This window comes from Paenibacillus sp. LHD-38 (genome assembly GCF_031157315.1).
In the GTDB taxonomy this organism is placed as follows: domain Bacteria; phylum Bacillota; class Bacilli; order Paenibacillales; family Paenibacillaceae; genus Pristimantibacillus.
Map to the genome: position 1 here is coordinate 353,064 of NZ_JAVIFU010000001.1, position 11,717 is coordinate 364,780.

At 47.0% G+C, this 11,717-nt stretch carries 13 protein-coding genes; 11 read left to right on the top strand and 2 right to left on the bottom strand.

The genetic code is table 11. From position 1 onward, the window contains the following. Nucleotides 1–15 precede the first annotated feature (15 nt). From RCO25_RS01535 to RCO25_RS01580, 10 genes are all read left to right on the top strand, one after another. Nucleotides 16–741, top strand: a complete 726-nt coding sequence (locus tag RCO25_RS01535) for a ThuA domain-containing protein (protein WP_308994385.1) — start codon at nt 16–18, stop codon at nt 739–741. A 20-nt stretch (nt 742–761) separates the two neighbouring features. After that, entirely contained in the window at nt 762–2,396 is a 1,635-nt protein-coding gene (locus RCO25_RS01540) for a putative polysaccharide biosynthesis protein (RefSeq protein WP_308994386.1), read from the top strand. Between the two features lie 177 nt (nt 2,397–2,573). Beyond that, the gene (locus RCO25_RS01545; protein ID WP_308994387.1) at nt 2,574–3,272 is read left to right on the top strand and encodes a response regulator transcription factor; all 699 of its coding nucleotides are present in this window, start codon (nt 2,574–2,576) and stop codon (nt 3,270–3,272) included. 60 nt (nt 3,273–3,332) lie between these two features. After that, entirely contained in the window at nt 3,333–4,682 is a 1,350-nt protein-coding gene (locus RCO25_RS01550) for a sensor histidine kinase (protein WP_308994388.1), read from the top strand. 414 nt (nt 4,683–5,096) lie between these two features. After that, nucleotides 5,097–6,713 (top strand): copper amine oxidase N-terminal domain-containing protein, encoded by a 1,617-nt coding sequence (locus RCO25_RS01555; protein ID WP_308994389.1) that lies wholly within the window; start codon nt 5,097–5,099, stop codon nt 6,711–6,713. A gap of 52 nt (nt 6,714–6,765) precedes the next feature. Then, on the top strand, nt 6,766–7,113 hold the full coding sequence (locus RCO25_RS01560) for a thioredoxin family protein (protein WP_308994390.1): 348 nt from the start codon (nt 6,766–6,768) through the stop codon (nt 7,111–7,113). Nucleotides 7,114–7,270: 157 nt separating this feature from the next. Next, nucleotides 7,271–8,194 carry a COX15/CtaA family protein gene (locus tag RCO25_RS01565; RefSeq protein WP_308994391.1) on the top strand — a complete coding sequence of 308 codons (924 nt, stop codon included), beginning with the start codon at nt 7,271–7,273 and terminating at the stop codon, nt 8,192–8,194. Nucleotides 8,195–8,237: 43 nt separating this feature from the next. Then, nucleotides 8,238–8,411, top strand: a complete 174-nt coding sequence (locus RCO25_RS01570; RefSeq protein WP_308994392.1) for a hypothetical protein — start codon at nt 8,238–8,240, stop codon at nt 8,409–8,411. Then, a complete protein-coding gene (locus tag RCO25_RS01575) occupies nt 8,404–9,105 on the top strand; it encodes a Cthe_2314 family HEPN domain-containing protein (protein ID WP_308994393.1) in 702 nt (233 codons plus the stop codon). Before RCO25_RS01570 ends, RCO25_RS01575 begins: the two co-directional genes overlap by 8 nt. 25 nt (nt 9,106–9,130) lie before the next feature. After that, on the top strand, nt 9,131–9,907 hold the full coding sequence (locus RCO25_RS01580; RefSeq protein WP_308994472.1) for an SDR family oxidoreductase: 777 nt from the start codon (nt 9,131–9,133) through the stop codon (nt 9,905–9,907). A gap of 115 nt (nt 9,908–10,022) precedes the next feature. Here RCO25_RS01580 and RCO25_RS01585 read toward each other — a convergent pair whose 3' ends face one another. Further along, the gene (locus RCO25_RS01585; RefSeq protein WP_054026871.1) at nt 10,023–10,268 is read right to left on the bottom strand and encodes a NifU family protein; all 246 of its coding nucleotides are present in this window, start codon (nt 10,266–10,268) and stop codon (nt 10,023–10,025) included. 98 nt (nt 10,269–10,366) lie between these two features. Here RCO25_RS01585 and RCO25_RS01590 point away from each other — a divergent pair, with 98 nt between their 5' ends. After that, nucleotides 10,367–10,627: a YuzB family protein gene (locus RCO25_RS01590; RefSeq protein WP_308994394.1), complete on the top strand. Its 261-nt coding sequence runs from the start codon at nt 10,367–10,369 to the stop codon at nt 10,625–10,627. Between the two features lie 6 nt (nt 10,628–10,633). Here RCO25_RS01590 and RCO25_RS01595 read toward each other — a convergent pair whose 3' ends face one another. Next, complete coding sequence (locus tag RCO25_RS01595) at nt 10,634–11,701, bottom strand: NAD(P)/FAD-dependent oxidoreductase (protein ID WP_308994395.1); 1,068 nt, start codon at nt 11,699–11,701, stop codon at nt 10,634–10,636. Nucleotides 11,702–11,717: the final 16 nt, after the last annotated feature.

Genomic DNA, 11,717 nt, shown 5'->3' on the forward strand with positions numbered 1-11,717 from the left:
ATGAGGATTCATTCGATGATTAAAGTGACGGTATGGAATGAGTTTTTGCATGAGAAGATTCACGAGGAAGTAAAAAACGTATATCCCGACGGCATTCATCAAGCGCTGGCCAAAGGCATCGCGAGCGGCGATTTCGAAGTGGCAACTGCGACGCTGGAAGAGCCGGAGCACGGGTTAACGGTAGAGCGTTTGGCTAATACGGATGTTCTCATTTGGTGGGGGCATATGGGGCATGATCAAGTTGATGATGCCATTGTTGAACGCGTACAACAGCGCGTGTGGGAAGGCATGGGCTTAATCGTGCTGCACTCGGGACATTTCTCGAAAATCTTCAAAAAATTGATGGGTACAAGCTGCGATCTGAAATGGCGCGAAGCGGGCGAGAAGGAACGGATTTGGGTCGTTAACCCGGCACATCCGATTGCTGCCGGCTTGCCGGAATACATCACGCTGGAGCATGAAGAAATGTATGGCGAGCACTTTGATATCCCTGCACCGGATGAGCTGATATTCGTAAGCTGGTTCGAAGGCGGAGAAGTGTTCCGCAGCGGCTGTACGTTCAACCGCGGTCAAGGCAAAATCTTTTATTTCCGCCCGGGCCACGAGACGTATCCTACTTATTACAACCCGCAGGTTTTGCAGGTCATTCAGAATGGCGTGCGCTGGGCGGCTCCATCGCTTGCAGCTGCGCCGGTTCGCGGCAACCATCAGCCGCTAGAGCCCATTGGCAATAAAGGATAGGGAGACTTCGGAATACCATTATGCTAAAAAAAGACTCATTACTAAAAGGTACCATTATTTTGACTGCTGCTGCCCTGGTCGTCCGTTTTCTCGGCTTATTCCAGAGAATACCGCTCGATTACATGCTGGGATCGCTCGGGCAGGCAGCCTTCAACTCAGCAAATACCATCTATTTATTACTGTTAACGATCGCTACCGGCGGCATTCCGCTGTCGATTAGCAAGATGATATCGCAGCGCTATGCGCTGGGCAGGCCGGACGAGGCGAAACGGATCTATCAGGCCGCTTTAATGTTCGGCGCTGCGACAGGCTTGCTGCTAGCCACTGCCTTGTTTGTACTGGCGCCTGTCTATGAACGCTTCACGCGAGTGCCGGACTCGGCTTTATCACTCCAAGCCATAGCGCCTGCGCTGCTGCTGTTTCCCATTATTGCGATGATGCGCGGTTACTTTCAAGGCAGGCAAATTATGGCCGCAGGCGGCATATCGCAAATCATGGAACAAATTTTACGGCTCATCGGCGGTATCGGGCTCGCCTTTATCATACTCGGCTTAGGCTGGGGTGATAAATACGGCGCGGCTGCCGTTGCGTTTGGCTCGGTACTCGGAAGCATCGGCGCATTTTCGGTCATGATGTGGTTTGCCAGAAAGCTCAAAAAGCAGGATCGTAGCGAAGCATCGGCCGTAACAAGCGACAAGGCAGCAAAGCCAAGCTCCAAGCTGCCATTTCGTACGATTTACCGGGAAATATTCAGAACCTCGATTGCGGCCGTCGTAACGGCTATGACCGTGCAATTTGTCTATTTCTTCGATCAGACGCTTTTTGTGAGGCTGACGACTGCTTTTTATAACCATGACACGGCTATACGAGTACTCGCGGAATATCAGAACAAAGCGATGGGTATTGCGGGCATTCCGCCTATTTTGGCTATCGCCCTTGGCGCTTCGATTATTCCGGTCATTTCTTCGGCCTATGCCTTGAAGAATATGCAAGAAGTACAGCGGCAATCCTCGCTCGTTATGCGGATTGTTTGCTTTACTGGCGTACCGGTTGCTTTGCTGTTCACCGTCGCATCCTATTCGGTAACTGGTCTTTTATTTAAGAGCCCAAGCGGCAGCGATACCGTTGCTTTGCTGACGGCAGGAGCGATTTTTCAAATTACGATGATGATCTCTAACTCGATTCTCTACGGACTCAATAAACCCAAGCAGCCCATGAATCATACGTTTATCGGGATTGGTTTAAAGGTCGTTACCAGCTTTGCGCTTGCTCCTTTTCTCGGTGTATACGGACTCATTATCGGATCAACAATATGCTTTATTGTCATTACTGTCCTGAATGTACGAACAATCAATAAGGAAGTCAATTTGAATATACTCGGCAGCAAGTGGCTGGCCTATATGGCAGCAATTGCGATTCCGGCCTTGGCAGGCTGGGGCGCAGAATATGCCGTGCTGTCATGGACAGATGCTTGGGCTGACAAGCTATCCTATTTCTTAGCGTTTGCCGTTACTTCGGCCATTGTAGGAGGACTTTATCTCATTTTACTGGCAGCGCTGCGCGTTATAACGCCGGAGGATATACGCTCGTTCCCGGGACCTTTGCGTAAGATCCTCTCCCTTGTTTTAAAACCTTTCTATAAGAAAGCGGTATAAAGGCTAGAAAAGTTAATGGCGAAGGACGTTTCCATAATAGGGAACGTTCTTTTTTTGTTGACTAATATGCATAAAATAACCAAAATAAGCATAGCAATGCTATATTTTTATTCGACTCATGAATCTTATCCAAGTTTAATAAGCTGTACGTGGCTTTCGGTTGAAAGGAGCACAAGCATGACAAGAGAAACCATTCTGATGGTCGATGACGAGAAAGAAATTTTAAGCTTAATGGACATCTATTTTAAAAATGACGGGTTTACGATGCTAAAGGCTTCCAACGGACTCGAAGCGCTCGCGCTGTTAAATAGCCATAAAATTGATCTAATTATCTTGGATGTGATGATGCCCGTTATGGACGGTCTCGAGGCATGCATGAAGATACGCGAAAGTAACCATATTCCGATTATTATGCTTTCCGCCAAAACGCAAGATATCGATAAAATATCGGGTCTCAGCCTCGGAGCAGACGAATACGTAACGAAACCATTCAGCCCGCTGGTCCTGTTGGCAAGCGTAAAATCGCATATTCGCAGAGCAAAGCAGTTCCATGCCCATTCGGTTCGGAACGAGCATGAAATGATCGTAGATGATCTGGTGATCAACACGGCTACGCATACGGTTACCGTGGATCAGCAGGAGGTTAAACTCACACCCCGTGAATTCGCCATTCTTAGCTTGTTGGCCGTGAACCGGGGAATTGTCCTTAGCATGGATAAGATTTATGAGAGCGCATGGAACGAGCCCTTCATGGAATCAAAAAATACAGTTATGGTCCATATCCGCAAAATTCGCGAAAAAATCGAAAAAGACACTCAACATCCCAAATACATAAAAACCGTGTGGGGAATCGGCTACAAAATGGAGGCGCTCTAATCATGAATAACGTGGAGGAGCCTTCGTTTTCAAGCAAACCCTTAAAATACAGGAGATGAAATGATAAAAAGAAACCGATTAAAAATGGCTGCAGCGAGCCTCGCAATCGCTTTGGCGCTTACATGGCTCGCACGGCTGCTGCTTGCGTTCATGATCAAAATTCCTCCATATGACAAACCGCTGAAATGGATTGTTGAGCATATCGGCTCTTCGCCAATCATGCTGGCCTCTGTTATTTTAATATTTGGTCTTTGCTATAAAAAGCTGTTCAAGCAAAATCTGGCCTGGCTCCCAAGCGGGCATCGCGAATCGTACCCGCCCAGTCAGCCGAGCCATCCGCTTTTCCGCACGATCCGCTGGACTTTTATGGCAGCTTTTCTAAAGAGCCTAGGTTTAATGCTTTGCTCTGTCATTGCGGGGCATTTATTCGCCTTCGTGCTTATTCAATATACACCGTACGACCGGACTTTGATCTGGATCGTCAACCATATCGGATCGACGCCGGTTATTGCTCTATTCGGATGCCTGCTGTTTCTTGGCTTTTTTTTCTGGACGAGTCGAAACATGATTCTATATTTGAAGGAAATTCGTTATGGATTGCAGCAAATGGCTTCCGGCAAGCTTGATCATGAAATTCCGGTCAAAGCTGCGGATGAGCTCGGTGAAATCGCCAGCAGCATCAATGAATTAGGCAAGCAATTTAATCATTTGCTGCAAGAAGAAAGAAATACAGAGAAATCGAAAAACGATTTAATAACGGGCGTTTCACATGATTTGCGTACGCCGCTTACCTCCATATTGGGCTTTCTTGAGCTGATTGAGCAAGATCGTTATCAGGATGAAGTAGAGCTTCGTTACTTTGTTAACATAGCGTATGAGAAATCGAAGAATTTAAAAGGCTTAATCGACGATTTGTTTGAATACACGAAGTTAAACAACGATATGCCCCTTACCTTAGCTAAGCTGGACATCGTAGGTTTTGTGAGGCAGCTCGCCGAAGAGTTTGTTCCGAGCCTTGAGAAGGCGGGAATGAGCTGCCGGATTCATACCGATGAGCCTGCAATATGGATCTCGGCTGACGGGGAACTGCTGGCCAGAGCCTATGATAATCTCATCGCAAACGCCATTCAATATGGACATGCGGGGAAATTTATCGATATCCAAGTGGAAAGGCTGCATGAAGAAGCCGTGATTCGAATCATAAATTTTGGCGATCCCATTCCAGCGAAGGATGTACCTTATATCTTTGACCGTTTCTATCGAGTTGACCGTTCACGAACGGCGGAGTCGGGTGGAACAGGGCTCGGTCTCGCGATTACGAAGAGCATTGTTGAATCTCATAGCGGAAAAATTTCTGTCAGCAGTTCGGCGAAAGAAACCGTATTTGAAACCTGCTTTCCGCTGCTGTGACTCAAAACTTAAGATTTCATTAAGCAAATGATAAGCAGCAGAAGGCAGTTGCGATAAGATCTTCCCCTTACAATATCCAGTAGTTGGTTATTGGAGGGGAAGCAAGATGGATCGTACTCATCAGGCGGGAATCGCAATCGTTGTTGCTGTTGCTATGCTAGTCGGTTGGCTGCTCATGGGCTGCGCTTTTGCGTGATTTTTGCGAATTTTTCGGCTGGGCAGCACGTCCGAGCAAGTCAATCAAGCAGGTAGAACTCCTGAGACAATATTCGCTGTAAAAAAGCGCAGAAGTCTAGTAAAATCGACAAAACTAGAGCTTTCCATACATTTACATTAACTAGAGTCTCCTGTACAATGAATAGAGTTTGTCAGTAAAAAAGGCCTACTATATTCAATCATAAAGGAGACGAATGGATGAGAAATTTTTTTGAAAGACCTAAAAAGCTGACCATGCTGTTATTAGCATTTACACTCGTTTTTGCAGCAGGCTGTCAAGCGATTTCTAATTTGGATTTTAATACGGTATTAAAAAATTCCTTGAAGGTAACTTCCAGCGAGAGCAAACAATCCGTAGAATTAAAGCTTTTGCTTGATGATGCCGCATATGAGGGATCCTCTGAAGAGGATCTAGCCATGATGAAGCTTGTCTCCAATGTAAAGCTGCAGTTGAATAACGTGAAAACGCAGGACGACTCGCATATTTCTTTTGACGGCAGCTTGATTTTTGGAGAAACCGCAAGCATTAAGTTTACTTTGAAGATGTCGGATACCTTAGCGGTAATGGAGCTTGAAGGCGCTAAGCAGCCGTTTGTGCTGGACCTGACAAGCGGGAGCCTGCTGGGTATGTCGGGTGTTGCAGGTCTGACCGGTTTGCCTGTGGAAACCGCGTCAGAAGAGGTTCCCGGAGTAGACGAAGCAGCGGTTACGGCGCTCGGTCAACAGTTAATCGATACGGTAGGAACTTACGTCATACATAACCTGCCGAATCCGGAACGCATTGATGTGAAGCCGGTATATGAGACAATTAACGGAACGGCAACTTCTTTGATGAAGGTGCATGTTGACTTAGACGGCCCTGAAATTTGGGCATGGGTTAAAAAATACGTAGATGCGCTTATCGCTGACCGTGCAGGGCTCGATAAGATGGTTGCGGGCGTATTCGAAATTTTGCAAAGTAACCCGGACATTTGGGAAGCAGCCGGTACAATTCCTTTTGAGGAAGGCGGGCTTGATACTGCTGATCCAGCAGAGGCGCTTAAGGAAGCAACGGATGGCATCGCTCTTATGCTTACCGAGCTGCAGGATGAGCTAAAGCTGCTTGAGGAAGAAGATCAGGAAACGCTTGATGAAATATTCAGCAAGGATCTTACGATAAAAGCAGACGTATTCGTGGACAACAAGCTCGATATTCGCAAGCAGGTTTATGAACTTTCGTATGTACCGAGCCAAACTCCAGAAATTGGGGTACTGCCGATTAAAGGTCTTACCGTTAAATTTGAGAGCGAATCCTGGAACGTAAACGGACAGGTGAAGGCGGAAGTTCCAGTCGCATCCGCTAAGGATTTCCCGGTCGAAAAATTGTTCTCGATGCAAGGCTATCAAGTGTTGAAGCAATTTGATGAAAAATCTGCGATTTACGATCTGTTGAAAAACAAGCTGCATATTAATAAACAAAACCTTACATGGTATTCTTACCAATATTATAATCCGGTTATCGTCACCGCCAGTCACGTCACGCTTATACCGCTGCGCAATACGGTCGAGCAGCTGGGCGGAGTGCTTACCTATGATAAAAAAACAAAAAGCTTGAAGGTATTTGATGAAGCGACGAATACAACGATTGTTTTGAAGAACGGCAGCGATACCGCTGTTGTTAACGGCAAAAACGTTAAATGGTCATTCCCTGTGACTGTTATTGACGGGGTAACTTACGTGCCTGCACGCAATTTGGCTGCGGCAATTAAAGCAAAGATTGGCTGGACGGATCTTGATGAGGATATGAAAGTATTTTCGCTCGATCGGGAAGTCTAATCCATAGCTGGGATAACGTAAAATCATTTATTAGAACCGTTAGGGGTGCAGCATGAGAAAATTAACGACAGATGAAGCGTTTCGCGAAGCGGTTGCAAGCGAAGGGCTCACGATTGCGGTGTTTAAAACAACCTGGTGCAAGGATTGTCATTTTATTAATCCCTTCATGCCGGATTTGGAGCGTCAATATGAAGGCAAGGTCACGTTCATTGAGTTAGATCGCGATGATCTTCCTGATTTATGCTCAGAGCTGAACATATTAGGTATTCCGAGCTTTATCGCTTTCCGCAGCAGCAAGGAGCTTGTCCGTTTCGTAAGCAAGCTGCGCAAGTCGCGTGAGGAAATCGAGGAATTCGTAAATCGCGCGATACAAGTCAGCGATGCGTTGACCCAAAAGTAATCATTAGTCCGCGTTTCAGGGGGAAATAGTACCCGGGCGCGGGCTTTCCTTTTTTAATCGTGTTTTACTCGGAAGTGTCACATTTTCAACATGGCTTTTGCCTTTTTTTATAGCTATAATTGAACTGTTATTAAAACACGAAATAAGGTGATTTATTATGGTAACCGGGCGTTTTCGCGCGTTGGCTGTCGCTGCGTGCATCGGAATGCTTCTTGTACTGCTCGGCGGAGCACTTGTCACGAATACGGATTCTGGACGAGGCTGCGGTGATGATTGGCCTTTGTGCCATGGGAAATTTATACCGGCTTATACGATTGAATCCATGATCGAATATTCACATCGGCTTATAACTGGCTTTGAGGGACTTCTTGTTCTTGCTTCTTGCGTTTCCATTTTTTTGCGGTATAGAAAAGATAGGACGGGCTTTAAGGAGCCTCTTTTTTATGCAGGCGGCGCTCTACTCTTTACGATTATTCAAGCTTTAATGGGAGCAGCAGCCGTTATGTGGCCCCAATCACCGCCCATTATGGCGATTCATTTTGGAATCTCATTAATCGCCTTTGCTTCAACGCTGCTGTTGGTCATTTGGACTTTCCGTGCCAAAAACGGACCGCCTGAGGTGTTTAAGGTACCGCGTTCGATCTTTCCCCGCGTGCTTGCAACAGCTATTTATAGTTACGTCGTTGTTTACCTTGGAGCCTTTATACGGCATACCGATTCAGGGGGCGGTTGTCTAGGCTGGCCGCTTTGTAACGGAGAGATCGTTCCAGAAATCAATGGCGCTACCGGAGCTGTGTTTATACACCGCGTAGCAGCCTTGCTGCTAGCCATCAGCCTAGCTGGCCTATATATGCACATCCGTAAAGTCAGTAAGGGCGGAGCCGGCTTAACTAAGCCCGCTGCATGGACGCTTGGCCTTGTTGTTACTCAAATTTTCAGCGGCGCTCTGTTGACGGCTACGATAACGAATTCGGAATGGTTTTTGTTCACCAACCTTTTGCATAATTTAATTGTTACCGGCTTATTCGGAATACTCATGGATATTTTAGTTCGTTCGTGGAGGCTGCGCGAAGGGCGGTAAAGGCGTAAAAAAGGATCGCGGAGAAAAAAAGCGAATATGGGACATGCTGAAGGTAGATGTATATGCATTTCCTTCCAGTCATGCGCCAAACCTGCAAGCCTGCAAACGTGAAAATTCGCTTGCAGGTTTGCCTGCTATTACGAACTTAAATTTTTGGTTGGCAGATGTCACTCTTTTGATGAAGGGACTGATCGATGATGCTGCGCTTCATGTTTAATGAACCCTTGAGAGAAGCGGAAGGAACCCTAGCAGAAACATTCCGTTTAATGGATCAGTTCGTTGCGATCCTGTCCAAAAAAATAAAGGCAGGCGGAGAAGACGTCCAAAAGCTTCGCAAATATGAAATATGGACGCTAGGCCTGCGTTCCTCTTTGGATGAGCTTGAGCAAAGCCACTATGTATCGCTGCACTTTCAACATAAAGTTACCTCCTCTTCGCTTAATCAAATGACAGATGAGGAACGAATCTATTATAATCGTTATATCTACTTCGATAAAAATGCCTTTATCCGCGTCTTCTCCTTGCTGGACAAGCTCGGTACGCTCCTTAACGAGCTTCTCGATATGCGGACGGAACGGATCAAAGCCCATTTTTCTTATTTCACGGTTTTGCGGAATATGAGGGAGAAGAGAGCTCATCCGGAGCTTACTTGGAAGCTTAATGACGTGAAAGAGAAATACAAGGAGCCGATGACAAGGCTGCGGAAACGAAGGAACACCGAGATCCATTATATGAACTCGGAGATGCAGGATGACTTGATTCAAAGCAATCGGATGTACGGCGAAGAGATCAAATTAGAAAATGTGGCGGATCAATCTGCCGATTTGACGCAGGGCTTGTACCTGGCGATGGAATCACTACTTCTTACGTTTCAATACGCATGCGGATTGATGCGAAACAAGCACACATAATCCCGAGGGGGGAAAACTCGTGGGACTGAGAGGCAAAACAGCATTAGTAACAGGCAGCGCGAAAGGACTCGGCAAACGAACGGCGATCCAGCTAGCCGAGCAAGGCTGTAATGTTGTCATTAACTACTACGAGAGCGAGCTTGAAGCACAGCAGGTTAAGGCACAGATCGAGCAGCTGGGCGTAAAGGCGATTACGGTACAGGCGGATGTCGCAACCGTTGAGGGGGCAGAGAAGCTCGCGAATGCTGCGGAGGAATGGGCTGGGGGCGTTGACATCCTTGTCAATAATGCAGGCCCATTCGTTCGCAAACGGCGTCTATTCAGCGAATATGATGAAGCGACGATCATTAGGCTGCTGCATGGCAATTTGTTAGGCGTAATGCTGCTTGACCATCGATTGCTGCCAGGCATGCGTGAACGCAAGTGGGGACGCGTCATCCATTTCGGCTTCGGTCATGCGGGAGAAGCAAGAGCCTGGCCTCACCGCGCCGTATATGCCGCCGCGAAGACGGGGCTAGTATCCTTTACAAAATCTTTAGCGGTAGAAGAAGCACCGCATGGCATCACCGTTAATCTCATCGGTCCTGGAGATATTCGCGGCGTGAATAAAGAACGGTCCATAGCTGAGGTAGAGGAAGAGTACGACAATGAATCTCCAATCGGCCGTCCAGGCGCAGGAGAAGATGTAGCGCGAGTAGTGCTTTTCCTTTGCGACAGACAGTCGAATTTCTTAACAGGGAACGTCATTGACGTCACAGGCGGCTTTGATCCCATTGTGGCTAACATTAAAGGCATGTTTTAATCGCGAATAAGCAAAAAAAAGAGTCTTATCAATGAGCAAAGGAGCAGGGCTCCTTGCTTCTGATAAGACTCTTCATCATTTGTGTTTCAAGGCAATCATGATTCGTTCTTATATATTAGAATACTTGAACGACTTCAATTACACCTTCAACTTCTTCAAGAAGAGCACGTTCGATACCCGCTTTAAGCGTGATCGTCGAGCTTGGGCAGCTACCGCATGCCCCCATTAGGCGAAGCTTGATGATGCCGCCTTCGACATCAACTAACTCAACGTCGCCGCCGTCGCGCTGCAAAAACGGACGAAGCTTATCGAGTACGTCCAAAACTTCGTCATACATCGTGTCTTGTACTTGTTCACTCATTGCAATCATCTCCTTTCTCCCCTATTATAGTACAAAGTGAAGCAATTGAAAATGGATAGTAACTAAGTAAAGTTAGGTGAAGCATGGTGTTTAAACCAATGATCGAGTTTTGTGCCAGTAATATGCATCACGGCACGGACCGGATAATGAAAATATTTGAAGAAAATGATGAATATGAAGTGAGCGAATACGGCTGCTTGGGCAATTGCGGCGAATGTTATTTGAACCCGTTCGCGTTAGTAGATGGCGCAATTGTATCTGCCGAAACGGTAGACGAACTTCATGAGAACATATTGAAAGCAATAGACCAGCAGCAGGCCGATAAGGAAGCTTTGGACAAGCTGCTGGATGATCTGTAATCGGTGCTAGCCAAGATGGCGCTTAGAGCGCCAGAGCACGCCGCTCTTAACAAGCCGCGGCACACGCCCTATGATGGCAGTGCCCCCCATCAGGCCAAATCCGCTTTTCTTTCCAAGTGAGCCGAGTACGCCCTTTAGCTTCAGCTTGCCAAGACGAGGCGTTTTATCATGCCACATCGCCTGCAAAACCTCGGCGATTTGCTTGCCTTGGGCTCCGGCTGCTTGACCGCTTGGAGAGAGCGGCAGCGAAGCGCAGTCGCCTACGATGAATACATCGTTATGATCAGGCAGCTGATGATATTCGTTTATTATGAGTCTGCCTTGGTTATCCTTAGGCAAATTCATGCGTTGTACGATCGGTACTGGCTGGATACCGGCCGTCCATACCGTCACATCGGTATAAATAGGCGTCGTTGAATTACAATCATGCAAAATGCCGCCTTCGACTCTAGTAAGTCCAACATGGCCGCGCATTTCAACATGATGCTCCTCGAACCATTCCGTAACAAAGGATTGCAGCTTGCTCGGGAAGGCAGAAAGCACACTTGGACCGCGATCCAAAATTCGGATATTAAGGTCAGGCCGGCTTTCGCGCAGTTCAGCTGCAACCTCAACGCCGCTCAAACCTCCACCTACGATTGATACCTGTCCGTATGGCTTAATATCATTCAGCTGAGCATAAGTCTTCCGGGCTGCCGAGAAGGTCTGAATGCTTGTCGAATATTGCTCGGCACCCTCAATTCCATGGTATTTATCCGTACAGCCAAGACCAATAACCAGCCATTCATAAGCCATCGATTCTTGGCCTTCGATATGAACAAGCTTTTGCTCCACATCCACATCGGTAACTTCACCGTAAGCTAGTGAAATTCTCGGATCGACCGGGAATTTTACGCGAAGCTCCAAATCGGAAACCGTACCGGCAGCAAGGGCATAATATTCTGTTTTTAAGCCTTGAAACGGCATCCGATCAATTAATACGATAGATACGTCGATTGGCATTTGCTTTTCAAGCAGTTCATTTGCAATGGCAAGGCCGCCGTAGCCGCCGCCCAAAATAATAAGTTTTCTCATAGGATTTCCAACTCCA

Coding starts and splice junctions, on each gene's coding strand:
- RCO25_RS01535 (WP_308994385.1), top strand. CDS start 16: ATGATTAAAGTGACGGTATGGAATGAGTTTTTGCATGAGAAGATTCAC.
- RCO25_RS01540 (WP_308994386.1), top strand. CDS start 762: ATGCTAAAAAAAGACTCATTACTAAAAGGTACCATTATTTTGACTGCT.
- RCO25_RS01555 (WP_308994389.1), top strand. CDS start 5,097: ATGAGAAATTTTTTTGAAAGACCTAAAAAGCTGACCATGCTGTTATTA.
- RCO25_RS01545 (WP_308994387.1), top strand. CDS start 2,574: ATGACAAGAGAAACCATTCTGATGGTCGATGACGAGAAAGAAATTTTA.
- RCO25_RS01570 (WP_308994392.1), top strand. CDS start 8,238: ATGCTGAAGGTAGATGTATATGCATTTCCTTCCAGTCATGCGCCAAAC.
- RCO25_RS01595 (WP_308994395.1), bottom strand. CDS start 11,701: ATGAGAAAACTTATTATTTTGGGCGGCGGCTACGGCGGCCTTGCCATT.
- RCO25_RS01590 (WP_308994394.1), top strand. CDS start 10,367: ATGATCGAGTTTTGTGCCAGTAATATGCATCACGGCACGGACCGGATA.
- RCO25_RS01585 (WP_054026871.1), bottom strand. CDS start 10,268: ATGAGTGAACAAGTACAAGACACGATGTATGACGAAGTTTTGGACGTA.
- RCO25_RS01560 (WP_308994390.1), top strand. CDS start 6,766: ATGAGAAAATTAACGACAGATGAAGCGTTTCGCGAAGCGGTTGCAAGC.
- RCO25_RS01575 (WP_308994393.1), top strand. CDS start 8,404: ATGTTTAATGAACCCTTGAGAGAAGCGGAAGGAACCCTAGCAGAAACA.
- RCO25_RS01565 (WP_308994391.1), top strand. CDS start 7,271: ATGGTAACCGGGCGTTTTCGCGCGTTGGCTGTCGCTGCGTGCATCGGA.
- RCO25_RS01550 (WP_308994388.1), top strand. CDS start 3,333: ATGATAAAAAGAAACCGATTAAAAATGGCTGCAGCGAGCCTCGCAATC.